Annotated in this window: 15 protein-coding genes; all 15 read right to left on the reverse strand. The window is 58.3% G+C overall.

Going from position 1 to position 22,595, the window contains the following annotated elements:
• Nucleotides 1-6 precede the first annotated feature (6 nt).
• Entirely contained in the window at nucleotides 7-3,108 is a 3,102-nt protein-coding gene (locus CFBP1590_RS28230; protein ID WP_231991790.1) for a hypothetical protein, read from the reverse strand.
• Nucleotides 3,108-4,103, reverse strand: coding sequence for an SEL1-like repeat protein (locus CFBP1590_RS26450; protein WP_088236277.1), 996 nt, complete (start codon nucleotides 4,101-4,103; stop codon nucleotides 3,108-3,110). Before CFBP1590_RS26450 ends, CFBP1590_RS28230 begins: the two co-directional genes overlap by 1 nt.
• A gap of 29 nt (nucleotides 4,104-4,132) precedes the next feature.
• Nucleotides 4,133-6,169 carry a type VI secretion system Vgr family protein gene (locus CFBP1590_RS26455; protein WP_004882988.1) on the reverse strand — a complete coding sequence of 679 codons (2,037 nt, stop codon included), beginning with the start codon at nucleotides 6,167-6,169 and terminating at the stop codon, nucleotides 4,133-4,135.
• Nucleotides 6,170-6,190: 21 nt separating this feature from the next.
• Nucleotides 6,191-7,198, reverse strand: coding sequence for a serine/threonine-protein kinase (locus tag CFBP1590_RS26460; protein ID WP_029244040.1), 1,008 nt, complete (start codon nucleotides 7,196-7,198; stop codon nucleotides 6,191-6,193).
• On the reverse strand, nucleotides 7,195-7,923 hold the full coding sequence (locus CFBP1590_RS26465) for a PP2C family protein-serine/threonine phosphatase (RefSeq protein WP_004882986.1): 729 nt from the start codon (nucleotides 7,921-7,923) through the stop codon (nucleotides 7,195-7,197). The genes CFBP1590_RS26460 and CFBP1590_RS26465 overlap by 4 nt, the downstream gene beginning before the upstream one ends.
• Complete coding sequence (tssM, locus tag CFBP1590_RS26470) at nucleotides 7,923-11,450, reverse strand: type VI secretion system membrane subunit TssM (RefSeq protein WP_058431375.1); 3,528 nt, start codon at nucleotides 11,448-11,450, stop codon at nucleotides 7,923-7,925. The genes CFBP1590_RS26465 and tssM overlap by 1 nt, the downstream gene beginning before the upstream one ends.
• 13 nt (nucleotides 11,451-11,463) lie before the next feature.
• Nucleotides 11,464-12,339, reverse strand: a complete 876-nt coding sequence (gene icmH, locus CFBP1590_RS26475) for a type IVB secretion system protein IcmH/DotU (protein WP_004882984.1) — start codon at nucleotides 12,337-12,339, stop codon at nucleotides 11,464-11,466.
• 5 nt (nucleotides 12,340-12,344) lie between these two features.
• Nucleotides 12,345-13,676 (reverse strand): type VI secretion system baseplate subunit TssK, encoded by a 1,332-nt coding sequence (gene tssK / locus CFBP1590_RS26480; protein WP_004882983.1) that lies wholly within the window; start codon nucleotides 13,674-13,676, stop codon nucleotides 12,345-12,347.
• 2 nt (nucleotides 13,677-13,678) lie between these two features.
• Complete coding sequence (tssJ, locus tag CFBP1590_RS26485; RefSeq protein WP_004882982.1) at nucleotides 13,679-14,179, reverse strand: type VI secretion system lipoprotein TssJ; 501 nt, start codon at nucleotides 14,177-14,179, stop codon at nucleotides 13,679-13,681.
• A gap of 5 nt (nucleotides 14,180-14,184) precedes the next feature.
• Nucleotides 14,185-15,381, reverse strand: a complete 1,197-nt coding sequence (gene tagH, locus CFBP1590_RS26490) for a type VI secretion system-associated FHA domain protein TagH (RefSeq protein ID WP_004882981.1) — start codon at nucleotides 15,379-15,381, stop codon at nucleotides 14,185-14,187.
• A 17-nt stretch (nucleotides 15,382-15,398) separates the two neighbouring features.
• On the reverse strand, nucleotides 15,399-15,539 hold the full coding sequence (locus tag CFBP1590_RS26495) for a hypothetical protein (RefSeq protein WP_004882980.1): 141 nt from the start codon (nucleotides 15,537-15,539) through the stop codon (nucleotides 15,399-15,401).
• Nucleotides 15,540-15,626: 87 nt separating this feature from the next.
• Nucleotides 15,627-17,144, reverse strand: a complete 1,518-nt coding sequence (locus tag CFBP1590_RS26500) for a sigma-54 interaction domain-containing protein (RefSeq protein ID WP_004882979.1) — start codon at nucleotides 17,142-17,144, stop codon at nucleotides 15,627-15,629.
• 10 nt (nucleotides 17,145-17,154) lie between these two features.
• A complete protein-coding gene (tssH, locus tag CFBP1590_RS26505) occupies nucleotides 17,155-19,803 on the reverse strand; it encodes a type VI secretion system ATPase TssH (protein ID WP_088236278.1) in 2,649 nt (882 codons plus the stop codon).
• 13 nt (nucleotides 19,804-19,816) lie between these two features.
• On the reverse strand, nucleotides 19,817-20,824 hold the full coding sequence (gene tssG / locus CFBP1590_RS26510) for a type VI secretion system baseplate subunit TssG (RefSeq protein WP_004882977.1): 1,008 nt from the start codon (nucleotides 20,822-20,824) through the stop codon (nucleotides 19,817-19,819).
• Nucleotides 20,788-22,575, reverse strand: a complete 1,788-nt coding sequence (gene tssF, locus CFBP1590_RS26515) for a type VI secretion system baseplate subunit TssF (protein ID WP_025993982.1) — start codon at nucleotides 22,573-22,575, stop codon at nucleotides 20,788-20,790. Before tssF ends, tssG begins: the two co-directional genes overlap by 37 nt.
• Nucleotides 22,576-22,595: the final 20 nt, after the last annotated feature.

Raw genomic sequence — 22,595 nt, forward strand, 5'->3', positions numbered from 1 at the left:
ATCCACTCATTTAAATAGCTCCTGCTGCCAAATCTTTTTAAAATTATCTATTCGCGCAGATCTGCTATCAGTATTATAGTTTACTACATCGGTTATTGACTGCACTGTGGAGTCATTAGCCCCTGCGTCGGCCCTCCGATGCAGCCCATTATCTATCCAGAAAAACGCAGCGGAACGGACGGCATACTTCATTTGAACCAAAAGGTCAGGATTCGCCTCAAAATCATGAAGTTCACCCGGCCATTCAGCTGAGTTGGTCGAACACCACTTTGTAAACTTTCTATAATGCGCCCTGCCCGTGAGCTGTTTGAGACCTCGCCCTCGAAATCTCCAGCCGTCCCCGCTTGCATAATTTCCGTTTCCTAGTTCTGCACGCCCACCATACGCACCGTTAGCAACAGCTTCATAGTCTGCCTGATTAACTCGTGTCCCATCGGCTTTTATTGGTTTAGTAGTGTCGTAACCATGTGCACGTGCTGCAGCAGGATTATGACGGAAATATGAGAAAGACCCAATCAAAGCCGACGCCTTCCAAACAAACCCTTCTTCAACACTAAGAGAAGCACCTGTCTCCTGCATAACCTGTGCAAAGAAATGGCTTCTTCGTAAAGGCGTATCCAACCTATAAATGTCGATATGGGCATTTAACTCATCTGCGATTTCCTGCAGTTCTGATTGTCTGGAAGGATTTACCGCCGGATAGATTTTTTGCATCATTTCGAGTGTGAATACAAATCCGGCTTTTGCTCTCATATTCCTTAAGAACTCGATTGGATGAAAATGCCAAACCACGTCAGTACTCACACTCGCCTTACCGGTAAGCTCCTCCCAAAAGACATACTTGCTAATTCGCTCTTTCTCGTGCTTCAGCGTTTTAGGCGACGTCTCAAGTAGTTTGTCCAGTTTACTCCACTTGGCTGCGTCAGCCTTATACTTCCATTCAGTCGGATGGTGCGCAATCAGTTTCGCCCACTGATCTCTAGTGTCGGTATTTTTTAACGCTTCCGCGAGTTCGCCAGGAGAAACATCCCCATCATGGTTCGTATCTACTTTCGCGAACAGGTCCTTGAAAAAAGGAGGCATGTCTTCAGGATCAAGGAAACCGTCTGCTGTCGCATTGTTTTCCTCAACGATCTGGAATCCCAACTTCTCCCAATCGTGCTGAGTGATGATGACCGCACCCGCTTTTTTCACCAATCCAGTTATCGATTGCCCGTCCTCTGTCACGCTGACCTCATACCACTCCTCAGTGCCTTCCTTGATGACCGGAGCTTTGCTCAGGTCAACCGCATGCTGTTTCTGGATTGTAGTGGTCTCCGTTGCAGGGGCTTTTTTCTTGAGCGCTGTACCGACAGGTAGGTGAACGTACTGCTTTCCTTTCTTCAAGCCAGCGGTATTTTTGAGAAAGTCTTTGACCTCTGCTTCGGCGGTAAAAATCTCAACATGTACCTGATACTTGCTGGAGACACCGCCATCCTCACCGGTCAGATTTTCTGTTTGCCCCAGGTAACCGATCGGGTCTCCTGCCTTGATCCCAGTGCTGGCGGCCTGGACTGAATCGAAGCTGCCTGGGGTCAGAGAGGTCCAGTCAAGCATGTGGTAGTCCGCAGCGTTTTCTACACATACCCAGAAGCTGGGCGGTATGGTGCCGGCACCTGCCAATACGGCACTGACATTTGTGCACTTCGCCATTCTTCGAGTAACGCCACCCACATTGAGATTCAACACCTCTTTGCTATCAAACTCGATGACACCGCCTGGGTTAAGCTGCGACAACGCAAGCGAAGCGCCCACAGGTTTACCGTTTTCTGCAACGGCAGGATCTCCGTACATGTCCAGCTTTTTCAGTATCTGGGCCTTTACCTTGCCCTGCCAATAGTTAGGCCTTGCTCGCTCAGGTATTTTGTCGGCGACCCAGATCTGGGTAGGCTTTGAGTTTTTGTACGGCTCGCCGTTTTTCAAATAAGCAAACCAGACCTCAGCGCCTTCACTTCGCTTCTTGACTGAGCCCTGATTCACACCGCCTGACAGAATCTTGCCTTTGGCGTAGGTCACGTCCCCATTCAGGGCCGTCTCGAGTATCTCCAGCTTCGTTCCCTTTGCCAGCTTTCCACAAGACTCGCTCGCCACACCTGGCGCTGGAGCCGTATCGTAAGCCTTGAAGTCGCCCACCGTCATGGTCACCTTGGGCGTTGGTGTTTCGTCTGGGGCAAGCGGGTAGCGTTTGTAAGGGAGCAAATGCATATACAGACTGTAAAACGTCAGCTTGTTTTGCTTATCCTTATTCGGTCCCGTCTCTGGATTTGGCTGAGATTTGTACTCGTGACGCACCAGGCAAAAGGAGTTGGAGTATTTGAGTTTTTTCTCGTTGTCACCGAACGTGGACTCCAGATAATCCTCATTCAGACGATAAGCCACAACTTCACCATCGGCCATACAGCGCACTGGCTCATTCAACACGCACTGCGGGGCACTCTTGTCGCTTATGTGGATACCACCGTGCCAAAATTTGTTACTGCCCAGCAGATAGTGACCGGACGTCTCTCCTTCCAACGCCTTGTAGACCTCTTCTGCATCGGTGAATTGCTTCCCGTCAGCCTTACGAAACGGATATTGGAAACTCATCAAAGGTGCAGGCCCGGCAGGAGCAGGTGCCTGCGCTGGAGCAGGTGCCGGTTGCGCTCCGCTTCGATACTGGGCTTTAGGCCTTAGATATTTGTCGGGCATCGGCCAGTAAGCACCAGCGCCGAATTTTGCGGACTTCGGTCCCGTAGAGGTTTGCGATCCGAAGAATTCTCCCTTGGTGCGGGTTGCATCCATTTTTTCCACAACACCGGTGTGTCCCTTTGTCGTCCACAGGGCAATATCACCCTCCTGGACATCATTCAGGGCAATAAAATCGTAGTGGGTGGTGTCTGACGCTAACTCCCTCGTAGTTTTGTAAGGGATGGTGTAGCCCGCGCCAGTGAGCATTTTGGTCAGGAGATGCGAGCAGTCGATCTCTTTGCGACCGTCACCATCGGCGTCGGTGTTACCAACGCTCCCATAGCCGTATTCATATCCCGTATGAGGATAATTAGCGCGCTGTTCGAGTAATCCGGTGCTCATCAGAAGCGTCCTGCTTTGAAACAGTGAGTGTTGGTATCCACGGTGATACCTTTCTTGCGAAGCCGTTCCACGTTTGAGGACGCTGCTTCGTGCCCTCCTCTCTCGGCCTCCTCGTAGCAGGCCATCGCTCTAGGTAGGTCGTTTGGCACAATGGCGCCGACTTCGTAGGCACTACCCAACTGGATCAACGCCGAAGGAGCACCTGAACGTGCCGCCGTTACAAGAGCATCCAGCGATTTCTCGGGGTTCAAACACGCTCGCGTCTCCTCGCTGTCACCCTCATTACAGTAAAAGTCGGCCAATGCTACTCCTGCCTCCGGAACGCTCTTTGAAGCGTCGATAAGCAATCCAAGAATCTTCGTATTTTCGAGACGGGGCGCCTGGCCAGACAAACTGATTGCTGCAGCAGCAAAAGCGGCCTCTGCAGAACCTTGCTCCGCACCGTCCAAATAGCTGTTCAATGCCGATACGTAAAGTTGGGCTGATGAAGGAGACTGAATCTCCGTACCCAACTGATTGAATAACTCTCCACGTTTAAAGGCTCTTGCAGCCAACGATAATTTACCGCTTGGGTCTTGAGCATCAAGCACTTTTTCGAGCGACCAGTCCTCAATATGGTACAACGTCCAGCAATTTCTATGATTGAAGGTTAGGATCTTCAGAACCTTGCCTTTGTTGTCACGTATATAGACTTGATTCGGCAGTTGAACTGTCGCGCTCAGGCCAGGCTTCTGATCGTTTTCAGGAGCCAATAGTAAAAGGGCCGATGAATCAACAGTTTGCAATGGCCTCGACACCACCTGATAAGCTGGTCCTTTCGGCTCGACCGTCTGTTGGACTACAGGAGAGGCCGTGAAGGCTCTCTGCATTTCGGGGTTTGTAGAGAACTCCTTAATGAACCCGGCAAAATCATGAGTCGGACATTGCGCGGCAAAGGCGCTTGAGCTCACCGCTAAAGTGAGCAGGATTAACCATTTAAAGCAGGAATTTCGCATTCGATCGTTCCTATTCATTGCAGGCTTCATCACTCGGAAAACACAAAAAAAGCCTTCGGCTCAACCTTCTCGGGCGGTGCATTCACCAACGCCTGATCCATCAAACTTCCCGCCTTGTCCTTATCCACAACCCCCGGCAATACCGGCGGTTTGATGCCGATCCCGGTGCCGTTCCCTGCGGAGCCTCCAGCATTGACCTTCACGATCGGTCCGACCATGGTGATTCCGCCGGCGTCGAGCTTGATGAAGCTTCCGCCCGCTTTCACGGTGAGTTCCACGCCCGCTTCGATGACGATCTTCTCACCGGCTTTCAGGTGGATCTCGGTGCCTGCACTGGTCAGTTGCGCGGTGCCCAGTTTGACGTGCTGGTTTTGCGCGACGGTCAGGTGGTCGTCCATGCGGACTTCGGTTTTGCGGTCGGCGTAGGTGGTGCGGTGTTCTTCGGCCTTGAGTTCGGTGTAGGTGTTCTTTTCAACGGTGTCGTGGCGTTCGTTGCCGACGCGGATTTTCTGGTCGTGCTCGATATTCTCGTCCCAGTCGCGCTGGGCGTGGATGAAGATCTGTTCAGCACCTTTTTTATCTTCGATGCGCAGTTCGTTGTAACCGCCGCCGCCCGGCGAGCTGAGGGTCTTGAACACCGTGCGGGTTTTGTTGGTGGGCAGCGGGTACGGAACCTGGTTTTCCTTGTGGTACAGGCAGCCGGTCACCAGTGGCTGATCCGGGTCGCCCTCAAGGAATGACACCAGGACTTCCATGCCGACGCGCGGGATGCTGATGCCGCCGTAGCGGTCGCCCGCCCAACTGCTGGAGACGCGCAGCCAGCAGCTGGTCTTGTCATCGGCAAGGCCTTCGCGGTCCCAGAAGAACTGGACCTTCACCCGGCCATACTGGTCGCAGTGGATTTCTTCGCCCTTGGGGCCGGTGACCACGGCGGTCTGGCTACCGAGCACGCGTGGTTTGGGGTGTTCCAGCGCAGGGCGATAGAAGACGGCCCACGGGGTCGCCAGGAATCGATTGCGATAGCCCTGGTGGAAGTCGTCCTTATTGTTGGTGGTGTCGCTGGTGACCGACTCTTCGAGTACTTGCGGCTGTTTGCCCTCATGGAAGATTTCGGTCAGCAGCCACAGGTCGTTCCACTCGGCGCGAGGGTGCTCGGATAGCTGAAGAAAATGCCCGCTCTTGAGCGCGGTCTGATCTCCCCAACCGTCGGCTTGCTGGTAGTCGGCACGATGACGCTCCAGCGCTCGCTGGCTCAGGAACTTGCCCCGTGCGCGATCAATGAAGCGGCCCGGATAGTCATAGTCCTCCAGGTCCGGCTCATTGCTTTCGTTGGCGGGTTTGTAAGCGGCTTCAAGTTGCAGTTTCGGCTTCTCGAAGTCGTAGTCGCGTCGGGTCACGCGGCCTGTGCGGGTTTCCAGGCGCAGCTTGAAGCCCTTGATGACAGGCACGTCAGCGACCAGACCGCTGCCTTGTACATACGCCGTGGGCTCACCCAGCTTGGGGAAAACGGTCTGGTCATCGCCGAACACCAGTACATGCCCTTCCTGGCTGTGCTGGAAGTGGTAGTGAACACCCTCTTCCTCGCACAGTCGTTGCACGAAATGCAGGTCGGTTTCATCGTACTGCACGCAGTAATCACGCTCAGGGCACGGCTGGCCGAGCTGGAACTTGTAGCCGTTACCCTTGATGCCGTGCTCTTCCAGGATCAACGCGATGATTTGCTGCGCCGACATCTGTTGATAGATACGCTGGTTGGTACGGTGATGCAGATACTGCAACTGCGGCACCAGAGACAGGGTGTAACGCGTCAGACGCTTGCCCGCGTCCCCCTGGGCTGCGCGGTAGATCTGCCCGTGGATGCCATTACCCTGAGGGTCGAACGCCAGAAACGCCTGCTTGTGCAGAAGCGCTTCCAGATCGATGTCCGGGTTTTCGCTGACCAGTTCCAGGTCGAAACGAAACGGCTGGCTGATACCTTCAGTACCTGTAAACGACAGCACCTGCAGATCGCCCGAAAAGTCTTTGACGGTCAGGCTGAAGTGCGTTTCGTTAGATGGATTGAACATCATTTGCTCCCTGTTCGGTCGTCATCCGTTACACCATGGCATCAAGCGTTGCAGCCTGGACGAAGTGACGGCGAAAGCGTCACGCAGTTGTTTGGCGGTGATCTTGCGATCCCGTGCATCGAATGTCAGTGCCGTCCGCAACGCAGGCCAGCAGTGTTTCGGTAAATTCCCCGGGGCCTTCAGCTCACGCTCAAGACGCTCGTCGCGGGCCTGGGTCGATGGCAGGCGGCGAAACGGATGCTTGCCTCCCGCCAATTCGAAGATCACGCAGGCCACACCGTACACATCGGCACTGGCCGACAGTGTCTGGCCCTCCAACAGTTCCGGCGCGGCGTAGCCCGGTGTCCAGGCATTGAAACGGTCGCGACTCAGATGAGGCAATCCCGGCATCACGCCCTCCTCGGCCTGGCCAAGTCCAAAGTCGAACAGGCGCACGCCGTCTTCGCTGAGCATGACGTTGCTGGGTTTCATGTCGCCATGCAGCACACCACGAGCATGGGCGTAGGCCAGTGCATCGAGCAGCGGCAGCGCGATGTCACGCAATTCTTTCCACGGCAGGCCAAGAGGCCGCTCGCAGAGCAGTTTGTCCAGGGTCAGCCCACGCATGAGTTCCATGGTGATGAAAGCCCGCTGGCACTCAGTGTCCACTTCGAACGTGTGCAAGCGCAGCACGTTGTTATGGCGAAGGCGTCGGGTCAGGGCGAACTCGCTGTAAAGCAAGGCACTGGCGTCCGGCGACTCGGCAAATTCTTCGCTGAGGATTTTCAGCGCAATATACGGATCAGGCTCGCCGAACTGTTCGCTCAGCAAGTCCCGTGCACGGTAGACCGCGCCCATGCCACCGGCACCCAGCAGACGCTCGATACGGTAACGCCCCGCCAGCACCTCGGGCATCTCACCGATACTGGCCTTGGTCGGTGCCAGTGCAGGTTCGGCCTTGTGCGACTTGGCAAACGCAAAGTAGGTCAGGTTGTTGTCCTGCTCCTCGTTCACCAGCAGGTCGTCGGTCGGTCGCATGAGTTCAGTCATTTGCGGATCACCACCGCCGTCAGATTATCCCGCGCCGAACCACGCAAGGCGCCATCGAACAGACGCTCCAGCGCGACTTGGGGTGCGGTCAAACTCAGGGCGCTACCCAGTGCATCACTGCTGAGTCCCTGGTACAGGCCATCGCTGCACAGCAGAAACGCATCACCGGGATACACCTCCAGTTCCAGTACATCCAGGGTCAGTTGTTCTGCTGCACCGACCGCACGCGTCAAGGCATGCGCGGCAGGATGGGCGCGGGCCTGCTCGACGCTCATTTTCTGCTCGTCGATCAGTTGCTGTTGCAGTGAATGGTCCTTGGACAGCTGATACAGACGCTGTCCACGCCACAGATAACAACGGCTATCGCCCGCCCAGATGCAGGCGGCACGATTGCCTTCGACCATCAACGCCACCACGGTGCTACCCATGATGCTGTCATGGTGACCCGCAGTGACCGTCAGCTCCTGACCCAAACGGCGGTTGAGCCAGTGCAGACATTGACGAATGCCTTTGAGGCGCTCGTCAAAGCCTTCCTGCACCGGCAATTCCGCCAGACTGGCGACGATCAACTGGCTGGCGACATCACCACCCTGATGACCGCCCATGCCATCCGCGACCACCCACAGCCCATGCTGTGGGGAGTCCAGAAAAGCGTCTTCGTTGCGCGCCCGAACCTTGCCGGCATCGGTGCGCGCAGCGCTGCGCCAGGGGCTGGCTACCAGCATCAAAGCTGCCCCGGCATACGGAAGCTGCGCAGCGTACCCATGTCGAACGGGTTAGGCGTGCGCTGGCTGGTCAACAGGTAGTTGGCGCGCAGACCACCCACGTCGGCCTTGAGCACCAGGACGTCACGCCCCTTCAGGTATTCGGTCTGCATCAGATCGAACAGGCGGAACAGCGACCATGGGCCGGTGTTCTTTTCGAGACCCAGCGGACGGCCAGCCATTCTGTCGAGTACCAGACTGGTGCGACCGTCTTCGGCATCAGTAGGCCATTTGAACGACACCGGTACGATCGGACCGTGACGGTATTCAATGGTCTTGTCGCCAAACTTGAACTCGGAGCGGCTGACAGCCGGGTCAAGGGTGTAAGGCTCCAGCTTGAACTGCACTTGCGGTTCGGCAGGGTTGTCGGCAAAGAAGCTCTGACGGATCACCAGTGCCGAGGCCATCTGATCGAGGTAGACCTTGGAAACCGGCAAGGTGTAACCATCGACGCTGCGCATGCGGTAGTTGCCCGGATCGCCACTGACGAACGGACGCATGTAGCTGTCGAAGAAGCGATCGGCAATACCCTGAGCCTTGAAGAACTCACGGAAATCGCTGATTGCGACGTCGCTGGCGCTGTGGGCATCGAACGGATAACGCTTGCTGATCGCCTTGCCGTAGAAGCTGTACAGCTCACTCTGGTAGCGCTGGTTCAGGTATTGATAGGCATCGCCCAACACCAGACGCCAGGTGTCTTCTGCCAGCACGTTGAACCACACACCCACCGGACGTGGCAGACGACCGGATGTCGTGCGCAAGTTGCTTAGCGCATCACGCTGACCGCCCATGCGGTTTTTGGCCATTTCGAAAGCAGCCTGATCCGGCGAGCTGGAACGGGCCAGACTTGCCATCTGCAGTTGCAGCTCGTTGAGCGCGGCCAGAGCCGGGGTCAGGTCGGCAGTCGGGCCATTGTTGTCATCCAGCAAGCGATGCAATGGCTCGAAGCGGCTTTGCAGAGACTTTCTGGCGGTATCCGGAAGGTTTTTTGCCAACGCATCGGATGCCTTGCCCGCTGCAGCGGCCGCCAGCTTACCGAGCTTGCCGCCATTCTCCGCCAGTTGGCCTGCTGCATCAGCGGCCTCATCAGCCGTGTCGGCGACCACCGGGAAACGGGTGTTCTCGCGCACTTCAACCAGCATCTGGATGATCGGCGAGTTGGCCGACGTCAGACCTGCCAGTTGCTCGGCGCCTTCGCCGAAGTCATTGATCGCAGGCAGTTGAACCTGGCCTACCGCTTCGCCCCAATAGTTGGCGTAGTCACGGAAGTACAGCTGCTCCAGTTCAACCATCAGACGACGCAGGTCCATGGTGCTCAGGCCAGTGCCCTCACCCAGAACCCAGTTGTCGCTCAGGATATCGGTGACCAGTTTCGTGCCCTGAACAGAGAAGTACTGCTGGTAGCCCTGTTGGGTGTAGAAGCCGGGGATTTTGTAATCGGTGCCGACAAACAGTGCGCCCTGAGGACCAAGGTGCTGGCTCAAGGTGTATTCCGGCAGATTACGGGCCTGCTCGCGCAGCATGCGGTAAACCACAGTCGCCAAGGACTCGCTGCGCAGAATCTGACGCGCCTGAGCCACAAGCGGATCATTCAGCGGGTAGCTGAATGGCTGCTTCAGCAAACGATCAAAATGGGTGTTCAAGCCGTTCTGTACCGCTGTATTGCCGGTATAGCGCTGAGACCATTCGGTGGCGACCCAGTCCTTGAGCCATTGCGCGTCGCGGCGATCCGTCATGTTCAGCATCAGGTATGCACGCAGGCTGTTGAGCAGGCGGTCGCGATCCTTGGTGTTGGCGCGGATCTGGCTTTCCAGCAGGTTCGCTACGCGGGGCAGCAACTGATCATGAAGCTCGCGCTCATAAGCTACCCTGACCACCGGGTTGACCTCTTCGCCCTGATACAGACCAACACGCTCGTGGTAACTCACATCGCCTTTTTCGGGAAACACCTGAGTGGCCGCATAGCTGGTGTCGAGCGTCTTGAGGACCGCCATGGAGTCATCGCGGGCGGTCAGCGCCGAACGCTGCTGCGTCCAGTTCTGGGCCAGATTGCGCAGATTCTCCAGCCGTGAATAGTTTGCAGAGAACCCGCCTGCCCAGAGCACGCCAAACAGCGCCAGAGAAGCAAGTGCCCCCACGTACAAGGCACGCTGGCCCCAATGAATACGGCTGCGCTCGCGCTTGTCCAGGCCAGCAAGATCGGCCTCTGGAAAGATGACACGGCTGAGCAGGTGATGGATAAACCGTGACCGGCCGCTGCGCAGGGTTGGCAGCACGCCAGCACTCATGCCCAGATTGGCACCGATACCGGCCGTAGTGGCGTCCATTTCCTCTGTGAGATGCGGTGCGCTGGTCAGGTAGAAACCGCGCAGCTGGCTGACACGCTGGTAGCGGTTGCCAGTGAATGCGAGGTCAACAAACAGACACAGGCGTTCGCCGATCTGCCCCAGTCGATGCGGGAAGTCGAGAATGCGGCCACGGCGTTGGGTATCACGCTCCTGGTGCATGCGCATGATCACCTGACTGTTCAGGCGACGCAGCAACTCCTCGAACTCGGTACGCAGCACCGCGACATCGGTGCCCTTCTGCTCTTTGCGGAAGCTGGTGCCGAGGACCTGATCGCTTTCTTCACGCGTCAGTTGATCGAAGAATTCGTCGAAGCCCAACAGACGGTCGGCTTTGCTCAGAACCAGATAGACAGGCACATCGACGTGCAGTTTCTGATGCACATCCTGCAGGCGCGCACGCACCTGACGAGCCAGTGTTTCCAGGTGCTGCTCGCTGCTGTTCAGCAGGGTTTCCACCGGAATGGTCACCAGCACACCGTTCAGCGGACGATTGCGACGACGTTTGCGCAGCAGATCCAGCAAGGTGCTCCAGGCACTGCCATCGACTTCGGCATCCGGCTGGGTCAGGTAGCGGCCAGCGGTGTCGATGAGCACGCCGTGATCGGCGAAGTACCAGTCACAATGGCGAGTGCCGAGGGTGTCGCGGGTCAGCTTGCGTTCGATCTTGTTGATCGGAAACTCGAGGCCCGAAAAATCCAGCAGACTGGTTTTGCCACTGCCCTGCGGACCAATCAGCAGGTACCACGGCAAATCACTGCGCCAGCGCTCGCTGCGACCGCGATACAGGCTTGAGGTCTTGAGGGTTTTCAACGCGTCCTTGAAGCGCGTTTTCAGCTCTTTCTGCTCTTCGTCGATCTGCTCTTCACGGCGGATACGATCCTGGCCGTCTTCGCTTTCCTCGAGGGCTTTCTTGCGAACACCCGCGCGCCAGCTGACGAACACCATCGTCAGGCCCCAGATCAGGAACAGCACGCTGATGGTCAGCAGGCGCGAGGTGGAGCTTTCCCAGAACTTGTAATCATCGACCGCCAGCAGCGGCCCGACGAACCACACCAACAGCGCAACGAACAGCACCAGCAGCAGCGTCCAGACCCATGTCTTGCGCAGGAATGCGCCGACTTTCTTGAAAAAGTTTTTCATCATGCGTCCCTGTTTACGGCTGCGACTGCGGCTGGACCGCGGCCGGATCAAACGGCTGATAAGGTTGCAAAACGGTTTCGCGCTGTTCACCCAGTACCCAGGCGAAGCCGAAATACATCACCGCCAGGCAGACCAGGGTAAACAACACCACCATCCAGGCAGGCACGATGCGCACCAGACTGCGGCGCTGATTGTTCAAACCTTCCCAGTGGGGTGACAGTTCGCGAGGCACGTCGCCGCGCAATTGGCGAATCTGGCGATACAGCGCATCGCGGATGCCTTCAAGCTCGAGCATGCCGCGCGCCTGCACCCGGTACTTGCCCTCGAAGCCGAGCGACAGACACAGGTACATCAACTCCAGCATCGGCAGATGCTTGACCGGGTTTTTCGACAGCCTGTCGAGAAGCTGGAAAAACTTTTCGCCCCCGAAGGTTTCGTTGTGGAAGCTGCTGAGCAGGCTCATCTGCGACCACTCGCTTTCGTTACCCCACGGGGTGGTCACCACTGCCTCGTCCACCACCGTGCACAACACGTAACGGGCGGCCATCACCTGGCTGCTTTCAGCACCGTTGTGCAATGCGCGGACTTCAAACAGCTTCAGGCCGGCAGTCAGTCGCTCGTTGAGCGCGTACATGTCTTCGCGGGTGTCGCTGTGCTTGAGGCGTACCACTTCCGACAGCAGATCGGAGGCAGCCGCGACCAGCGAATTGAGGCTGATGTTGAAGGCCTCGGCCGGGCGCAGACGTGCCGCGTAGATCATGCGTTCTTCCAGTTGCTCGAACCGTGGCGGCGCAGCGAAGTCCGTCAGCGGGCTCGCGGCCGGGCCGTGGCCCTGGCGGTCGAGCAGGACGGTTTTATCGTCCTGGTTGTAATCCGTGTCCTTGCTCATGTCGGTCAGTTCCTGATAGCCCAGAATTTCAGTTCAAGCTCGGCGAATTCGCCGGACACGTGGAACGCGAAGCCGCCGGAGCGCTCGAGTTGTGCCAGGTCTTCGGAACTGAGTTCGAGGATGAAATAGGTTTTGTTGGAGTGGAACGCGATCTGCCGCGGGGCCACCGGTAGCGGTTTGACCTTGATACCAGGCAGATGCAGGTTGACCAGTTGGCGAATACGCTCCACAGGACCGACCTTGAGGTGCGCCGGCAAGCGGTGGCGCAGCTCTTCGGAGTCGCAGTTGGCGCTGGCTGCCAGCACGAACGACGCCGAGCCCAGCAGTTTGTGATCGTGCAGCGGCGATACGATGATGCCGTACTGACGGGCCTGCAGAACCAGCTCGATGGCGTGCTGCTCCAGCACCATGGACAGCACCTGGCGGATCGCCTCCATCAATTTGCGGAAGCTGGCACCCTGATCGCTGTGCTGATAACGGCTGTCCAGACGCGGTCTCTTGCTGTCACTGGAGAAGGTCGCCAGATCGCCGAGCATGGTGAGCAGCGTGCGATACAACTCTTCAGGGTGTACTTGCTCAAGGCCAAGATAGTGACGCAGCAGCAACTCGGTGCGGTTGATCAGTTGCAGCATCATGAAGTCACCGACTTCAGCGCCGCCCACCTTGCCGTTGGAGCGAATCCGGTCAGCGATCGTGTCGCCCCGGTGGCTGAGCATGCTGATGACTTCCTTGAGGCAGGACAGCAGGTAGCTGGACGCGTGAGCCTGGATATAGGTCGGGACAAAATCGGGGTCGAGGCTGATCACGCCATCCGGCGTGGTATCGAGCACTTCGCAGACCTTCAGCTTCACGTAAGCCTGGTCGCTCTGCTGCTGGCCGAGCAGCAGTTTGAAGTCGGGACGACCGCAGCTGACCTGACTCGAAGAGTCATCGCCCGCGTTGGAGTCGGACACCTCCGCCTCGTAAGCGGTGTAGCGCGCCAGCACATCGGACTGCTCCGGACGACGCGATTCGATGTGGTTGCCCGTGACCAGCGGCAGTGCGAGATAAATCGGCGTATTGCCGGTGTTGGGCGGCACGTCGAGCGCCAGCGGCTCGGTGTTGCCTCCCAGCTCGAACAGGCTGCCGTCCGGCAGAATTCCCGAGGCATTGCTGATGACCAGCTTGCCCATATTGAGAAACTGCAGGTCGATGTCCAGGCTCAGAAAACCCCAGGTATAGCTACCCAGCAATTGGGTACGGGTTTTCATCTGGTGATCGTAATAGCGATCGTTGTGCTGGAAGTGCTGCGGGCGCAGCAACATGCCTTCCTGCCAAATGACTTTATGGGAATTCATGGTCAGTCATCTGCCTTGGCGAGCGGTTCATTAGTGTTGCGAATGCCGTTCTGGTCGAGCGTCAGATCGGCGTCAGTGATCTCTACCGGCGTCACTTGCAGCGTGTAGCGCCATCTGCTGTCCGGCAGGTCCCGATAGGCTGCAAGAACGCCGACGTAGCGGCTGCCTTCCTGCAGGCTGAGCTTGAGCTCGACGGTTTCACCCGGACGCAGTTCCAGTTCCTCGGAGGCAACCATGTCTGGCGCCAGCGATTCCTTCGCGCGTTCATACAGGCTGAAGAAGTCCGCGTTTTCAAACGCCACCGGATGCTTGAGTTCGAACAGTCGCACGACGACAGGCGACGGGCGACCATTCAGATCCGGGTTCACCTGATCGCTGGCGGTCAGCTTCAGGTTGAGTTTGGTGACGTGTGAATACGGCGACAACGTAGAGCAGCCAGCCAGCACCACCAGGGCGGTCAGCGCAGCCAGCATGTTGAAGAAAGCAGTCGAGCGGCGAGACATGCGTATCATCCTTGGTGGTCAGTGTGGAGTGTGGAAATCAGACGAATCTGCTCTTCGTAGGCCTGAGCGAAATCGCGGGCCAGAAGGCGCTCGCTCCAGTCGGTATCCTGGCGCAACGCCTGGTGATAGCGGCCATAGGCTCTCCAGCGGCTGCCGGAGGTGGCAATCAGCGGCTTGTTGTCGCGCTCGAAACGCAGCGTGAGCTGTTGCGGAGAGAAGTGTTCAAGCGTGCCGCGAACAGCCGCGCGGCTGGCTGTGAGCAAGGCGACCTGATGGGCCTGCAGATCACGGAAGGCGCGCGATATCGCCTGATCGGCCGGCAACTGTCCGGGCTTGTTGCCGTGCAACAGAATGTCCAACGCTTCACCGGCGTCGACGGCAAACTTCAACGGGTTTTTCTGCGAGCCTTGCACCGTGGTCTGCGCCAGACGCAATTCGTTCTTGAGCTCGCTGCGCGTGCGCAGGCTCTGCTGCAAACCGCCGACGCTTTGCTTGAGCAAGCGCGCTGCGTTCAGAGCCAGAGCCTCTTTCGCATCGTGGTCGAGCCCTTTGAGGTCAACGCCCAGCGCAGCCCCGAACTTCTCCCAAAAGCCGTCAGATTGACGCTCGACCGGTGGCGGGGCTGGCGCAGGTGCGGGCTCTTTTGGAACCTCGACCAGTTCCGGCACCAGCAGGCTTTCCATGTCGATACGGGCATAGTCAGCGCGTTGACGGCCGTCATCAATTACGTTGCTGGGTGAAATCAGCTCTTCGATTTCCGAGTAAACGCGCTCCTGCTGATCAAGCGCATTGAGCGGATCAAGATCAAGGAATGCGTCGTCCGGAATGATGCTGCCAGCCGCCTGCGGACGACCGACTTCCACGTCGAAGGCTGCCGGGTCACGTACCAGTCGGGCACGGATTTCGAAATCACCGAGAATGTATTCACTGCCGTGCTCGATGCGTACCGCTTCGCCCTTGCGCAGGCGCGTGCCGTTGGTGCTGTCCTGGATACCGTTGCTGCTGGTATCGGTCAGAAAAAACGAGCCGTCGCGATAGCTGATCAACGCGTGATGATTGGACAAGTGCCGCTTGCGGTCCGGGATGATCCAGTCGCAATCGTCCCCCCGGCCAATCACGCCGCCAGCCTGTTTGAAGGTCTTTTGGCACAAGTCAGTGGGCACGAACTGCTTGGTGTTCAGCATTTCGAAAACCAGTTCCATAATGATGCTCCTTGCGGTCACTTGCCGCGGTTGACCGCCTGCGGATCACCCAATGGGCGATAGGTGTTGTCGTTGAATTTGTAATTGCCGCTGCAGCCCCCGAGGCCGCATAGAACGACAACAGTGAGCAGGACGGCTTGCCAGTGACGAACAGACATCAGAGGGTCTCCAGAAGTGAGCAAAAAGCGCCGCCCCTTTCGGGGAGCGCTGTCAGAAGCGAATAAGGTGAAAACAAGTGCTTTTGCCTACCCATTGAAGTCACCCAGATTGATATTCAGGCGCCCAAGGCGGTAAAGCAGCGTGCGCCTCGGCAGGCCGAGTTCACGCGCGGAAAGGGTCTGGTTGCCATCGTTCTTGCGCAGGCAGTCGAGCAGCAGGCTGCGCTCGACCTGTTCCAGCCGCTCGCGCAGATTGAGGCTGCTGTCCTCGGGCACAGCGTCCGGGCGCAGAGAGAAATGCTCGGCCAGCAACTCATTGCCCTCACACAAGAGGACTGCACGTTCGACCAGGCCTTTGAGTTCGCGCACGTTGCCGGGAAACGCATAACCGGACAGGTGATCAAGGGCCGCATCCGACCAGCGCAACGCGCCGCGCTGCAGGAACGCACACGTCTTGTCGGCGAAGTGCCGGGCCAGGTCGAGAATGTCACCCTCGCGATGTCGCAGGGCTGGCAGCTCAATGGGAAACTGCGCAAGTCGGTAATACAGGTCTTCGCGGAACTTGCCTTCGCTGACCATCACAGCCAGGTCCCGGTGCGTCGCGGCCAGGATGCGCACGTCGATCTTGCGCGTGTCGTTGGAGCCCAGCGGGCGAATCTCGCCCTCTTGCAGCACGCGCAGCAGCTTGGCCTGAAGTGACAACGGCATGTCGCCGATTTCGTCGAGCAACAGCGTGCCGCCATTGGCAGCCTCGAACAGCCCGGTGCGATCACGATCAGCGCCCGTGAACGCGCCTTTGCAGTAACCGAACAGTTCGCTCTCAAGCAGGTTCTCTGGAAACGCGGCACAGTTCTGAACGATGAAAGCCTGAGAGCGACGCGGACCGAAGTCATGAATCGCCCGCGCAACGACTTCCTTGCCGGTGCCTGTCTCGCCGCGCAGCAACACGGTGTAAGGGCTGTGCAGCACCTTGCTGATCATGGAGTAGGTTTGACGCATGCTTGCGCTTTTTCCGATCAAACCGTATCCGCTGATGCTCGGCGTGCTGACCACGGCCGGTCGCACCTCATCCACAGGTTGATGCAAGCGTTGCAGCAGGTTGAGTTGACCCAGTGCGAACGAACCAAACTGACCGAGGGAATCAGCAAACCCCTGCAGATCGACATGCCGGTGGCTCGCACACAACAACACGCCTTCAACGGCCTGCTGATGGTTGATGACCGGCACACACAACAACGACTGCCACGGCGTGCTTTGCGTCGGCAGAAAACTGGTTTCGTGCAGGCTGCCGCTCAGTTCGCCCAGACACACCACGCGGTTCTGGCAAAGGGCGAACTGCAACAACTGCTCGCCGTTGTAATCCACCGGCAGGCCTGCGGCTTCCCGTGGTTGCAGGATTCCGTCCAGGCACTCGGCTCTCATTTTCAGGCAGGTGTGAGTGGCATCCAAAAGATAAAGCTGTGCCAGCTCGCAGCCGCTGAGTTCAGCAAGACCGCGCACAAAATCACCCAGCAACTCGGCGCCGTTGGCCGCCCTCGCCAGGCTGGCGAACTGCGCCAGCAAGGCTTCGGCGTACGCCAACGGCTGCGGCATCTGAGTGAACATCACACCCACCTCAGGCAAACTCGCAAGTCACACTGCCGGAACTGTCCAGCGTGGCATGAACACGCTTCAGACTTTCTCCGGTAGCCATGGCGTCGAGCAGGCGGTCAGCAACCAGCGGCAAGACATGAAGGTCCAGCAGGTGGTCGATCAGACGCGCACCGCTGTCGCTTTGCGTGCAGCGCTCGGCCAGATGATCGACAAGTTTCTGGCAGTACGTGAACTCCAGCTGACGACGGTTCAGACGCTCGCCCAGACGACCGAGTTTGATTTCGATCAGCTCGCGCAGCACCGGCCCGCTGACCGGGTAGTACGGCACCACGCGCATGCGCGCCAGCAGCGCGGGCTTGAAGTGCTTGCTGAGGACCGGGCGAATGGTTTCTTCAAGCACTTCGGCGGTTGGCCGTGCGCCGTCTTCGCACAAAGCGCTGATCTGGTCGCTGCCCAGGTTCGAGGTCATCAGAATCAACGTGTTGCGGAAATCGATCTCGCGGCCTTCGCCGTCGTTGGCCACACCCTTGTCGAAGATCTGATAGAACAGGTTGAGCACGTCTGGGTCGGCTTTCTCGACCTCATCGAGCAGCACGACCGAATACGGCTTCTGACGCACCGCTTCGGTGAGCATGCCACCCTCGCCATAGCCCACGTAGCCCGGTGGTGCACCGATCAGGCGAGAAACGGTGTGCTTCTCCTGGAACTCGGACATGTTGATCGTGGTAATGAAACGATCACCACCGTAAAGCAGATCAGCCAGCGCCAGCGCGGTTTCGGTCTTGCCGACGCCGCTCGGGCCAACCAGCAGAAACACGCCGACCGGCGCATCGGGTTTGTTAAGACCGGCAGCGGTCGCGCGCATCGAACGGTCGAGCGCGTGAACAGCCTGCTCCTGACCACGGATACGAATACGCAGGTCCTTGGCGAAGCTGGCCACCTTGGCGTTGTGCTCACGAGCCAGTTGCGCCAGCGGTACACCGGTCCAGGCACTGATCACTTCAGCCACAAGGCGCGGGCAGACCTCGAAGCTCACCAGTCGCTCCTTGACCTGCAGTGCGGTCAGGGCCACGTGCGTTTCGTTCAGAGCAGCGGTCAGCGCTTCGACACTTTGCGTTTCATCCAGCGCCACGGCCTCGATGACCGTGCCCTCGTCGTCCTCTCCGATTTCAACGGTCGGCTCGACAGCGGCCGCTTCACGCGCCTTGGCCAGTTGCTGACGCAGTTCCAGCAAGCGCTCGGCGAGCGTCTTCTGTTCAAGCCACAACGCTTCCAGTGCCGCCCTTTCTTCTTCGGCAGCTTCCAGACGCGTTTCCAGCGCTTCCAGCGCCTCGTGATCGATCAGCAGACCGGCTTCGGCGTCACGACGCAGTGCCTGACGCTGGCGACCGCCTTCAGCCAGTTCGCCACGCAGGCGCTCGAGGCTTTCCGGAGCAGCGGCAAGACTGATGCGCACACGGGCACACGCTGTATCGAGGACATCAACGGCCTTGTCAGGCAGTTGGCGGCCAGCGAGATAGCGGGCGGACAGCTCGGCGGCGGCAACTACGGCGTCATCGCGCAGGTAGATGCCATGGCTCTTCTCATAGACCTGCGCCAGGCCACGCAGGATCGTGACGGCTTCGCTGACGGTCGGTTCATGCAACTGAACAGGCTGGAAACGACGGGCCAGAGCCGGGTCTTTCTCGAAGTACTTTTTGTACTCCGCCCAGGTCGTGGCAGCGATGGTACGCAGTTCGCCACGCGCCAGCGCCGGCTTGAGCAGGTTGGCTGCATCCGAGCCACCCGCGTTACCGCCCGCACCGATCAGCGTGTGGGCTTCGTCGATGAACAGAATGATCGGCTTCGGCGACGCCTTGACCTCGTCGATCACACCTTTGAGACGACGCTCGAATTCACCTTTGACGCTGGCACCGGCCTGCAAGAGCCCCATGTCCAACGACAGCAGTTCTACGCCCTTGAGCGCCTGCGGTACTTCACCCGCTGCGATGCGCGATGCGAGGCCTTCGACGATGGCGGTCTTGCCGACGCCAGCCTCACCGACCACGATCGGATTGTTTTTGCGGCGACGAGCCAGAATGTCGACCATCTGCCGAATCGCGCCGTCACGGCACAGCACCGGATCAAGCTTGCCGTCGCGGGCCTGCTGCGTCAGGTTGTGAGTGAAACGCTCCAACAGCGACTCGCCCTGGGCAGCCGGTTTGCCACTGGCAGGCTGCTCCTGTTGAGACAAGGCAAACTCTTTCAATCGATCGATATTCAGCTTGGCCAGCAAAGGCTGATAGCGGCTGCCTGCGTAGCGCATCGGGTTACGCAGGAGTGCAAGAATCAGCGCGGCCTGCTCGACCTGGGTCTGGCCCAGTTCAAGGTTGGCGACCAGCAAAGCGTCCTGCAGCCACTGCACCAGTTCCGGAGCAAATACCGGGTTACGCGAGGCGCTGTGCTCGACCCGAGATTGCAGCGAAGCACTCAGCTCGCCAGCGTCCACTTCCGCATCCTGCAGGGCGCGCGCGAGCAGACCTTGCGGACGCTCAAGCAGCTCCAGCAACAAATCTTCAACCAGAATCTTGCTGCCGCCACGGGCGACGCAGCGCTCCGCAGAACTTTCCAGATCACGGCGGGTTTCGGCGTCCAGCGCTTGAATCAGTTGTTGCAGGTCTACGTTGCTCATCAGTCATTGATCCTTAATGAATTTTGCTGCCCAGGGTCACCACGCCGTCCGCTTTCTCGCGGCCGAGCCAACTGGTCCATCCCAGGCGACAGGCGTTCTGTTCACCGATACGCAACTCGCGGATTTCTTCCTGGCGCAGAACCAGTCGAATGTCGTAGTCGAGCGGGTCACGCAACGTGAACCGCACCAGCGCGCACAGCGGTTGATAGCCGAAACCGATCGGCAGGAATTCGTGAAAGCGTTGCCAGTCCAGCTCGCGGATATGAATGCGAAACTTGCCGCTGCGGTCGCGCACGTGATCGCCCAGCACCAGATCCTCACCGAGCATGCTGTTGGCACGTCCCAGGCGGTTGCGCTGTTCGTCTAGAATTTCCACCCGGCGCTCGATGCATTGCTCGATGGTCAGTTCGGCGTGCTTGAAGTAATAACGCAGCACCGCTTCGATCAGCGCAGCCGAGTGCGCACGCAGGCTGAGCAGGCCCAGATAGGGCAACAGGCGTTTCCAGTTCAACTCCTGGGCGCGCCGGATTTCTTCGCCGCCCAGGCCGATCAAGGCAAATAGCTGTGCCGAAAATGGATCGAGCGCGCCGCTTTCAAAACTGGCGCGGTAGCGATATTTCTTCCAGATCGGCAACATCAACCGTTGCAGGCGATGGTGGAACAGGTCGAGGAAGTTACGCGTCGGGTTGCCGTCTTCGCTGTCGCCCAGCGCCTGCTCACCGTAGAACGCCGGCAGTGGCGAACCCGAACCGACCAGACCGATCAGGTTGAACTGCATACGCGCGCGCAAATGCCCGTGCTCGTGGAAAAACTCCACGCGACTGACGTCACTCGACGGGAAGCCAAGGCTCGGGTTGGCCTGAAACTCCAACTGGTCGTATAGGTCGTCTTCGCTCAGGTGCGGGTGTGCATCGCGCAGCCGGTCGACAACCAGCAGCACGGCCTGAAACAGCGAGTACTCGCGTATACCCAGGGTCAGCCCGCTTAAAGCAGGGGCTGGAGGCCCATACGTGGTGTCCATTGGTACACCTCTCCCTGTGTGCTTTTTACCCGCAGCTCGTGGTACGAATTGAGGCTGGCGTAAAGCGCAAAAAACTCGTTGAGAACCGAAGCGAACACAAACATGTCGCCTTCGCCGATATACCCCTCAGGGTCGATGGTCAGCTCAGTGCGCAGTCCGCGTACCGGCAACCCTCGGTGCAATCTGTCCACGTGTTTGTGCTTGATCGATTTCAAACCGCCCAGCAGGCGCTTGCTGACCTTCTCTGCATGCTGGTCGTAATAGCGCGGCAAATCGTAGGTTTCGAGAATCACCTTCAACGCATTGACGTCGGCCAGCGACAGGTAGTTGAGCGACATGTTGCTGATCAGCTTCCAGAGGAAGTCACGGTTCAGCGGTGGCGCGAAACTGGAGGTGGCTGGCGTGATGTTGCGGAAACTCAAGAATTCCGGCGTGTCTTCGCAGGCTTGGTTGATATCGCCCAGTTTGAGTTTGCGCGGCAGGTTCTGATTGGTGCACATCAACTCGATCGACAGGGTTTCATGTGCTTCGATGTGGCGAATACCGAAGCTCAGATAAGTGTCGAGACCGTCGTGCAACAACGAGGAACGCTGGCGAATGCTGTAGTGCGGACGGCTGTTGGGCACATCGAAACTGGGATCGTGTTCGAAGGATTCGAACGGCACGTAATCCTGATAACCGAGACCGCCCGGCTTCCAGCCGGTCACGGTTTCAACCGAGAACACGCCACAGGTTTCCAGATCGTACTCGGCGGGCAACAGCAGGTACTCGTCCTGCTTGCCATCGAGGCGGATCGGCAGCGCGTCATGCTTGAACAGATTGACGATCGGCGTGCAATGCAGCTTCACATTGTCCAGCGTGGGCCGCAGGCGCTGGATGCCGCTCTTGCGAATATCGAAACGCAACTCAACGCCGCGGACTTGCTTGAGTGTCTCTTCAGGTAACGCGTTAAGCAGATCCAGGCCATTGATATCGACGAACAGAAACTTGTCCTGAAACGCGAAGTATTCCTGCAAATAGCGGTAGCCGCGAAAGGTGTTCAGCGGATACGGGATCAATGCTTCTTCTTCGGCAAACCCTACCGGCTGCACGCGGTCGCCGGGCATCTTGAACGCCATCGGCGTGCCGTTGACGCCATTGATGGGTTTGCCGGCACCGTCCAGAGGAATCAACTCGATGCCATCAAGGTTGCGCAACAAGCTCAGGTACAACATCTGGCTGATGTAACGTTCGCCCGCAAAATGCAGGCGCAAGCGGCTCAGTTCCAGCTCACCCAGATGACCCTCAGCGCTCATCTCCAGACGCAGGCTCAACAACGAACCACCGCCCTTGATCGAGTAGTTCAGCGCCGTTAGATCCAGCGCCTGAACCTCGGTCGGATAGCACGTGCGGAAACGGCAGCGCACATCATTGATCGGTAGGCTCTCGACCGGTGTATCGCGTTCGACCCTCAACGCAGGCCCCGAACGCTTCAACGGATCGAACTGCAAAATGCTGAACGCAGGCAACGGCCGCATGTAATTGGGCCACAGCAAATGCATCAACGAATGGCTGAGTTCCGGCAGCTCGTCATCCAGCTTCTGACGCAGCCGACCCGTCAGAAACGCAAAGCCCTCGAGCAACCGCTCCACATCCGGATCCCGCCCGGCCTGCCCCAGAAACGGCGCCAATGCAGGACTACGCTCGGCGAAGCGACGACCAAGCTGGCGCAGTGCAGTGAGTTCGCTTTGGTAGTAGTGGTTAAAGGACATGTCTGGCTGCCTGGGTATAG

Source organism: Pseudomonas viridiflava, assembly GCF_900184295.1.
Lineage (GTDB): Bacteria > Pseudomonadota > Gammaproteobacteria > Pseudomonadales > Pseudomonadaceae > Aquipseudomonas > Aquipseudomonas viridiflava.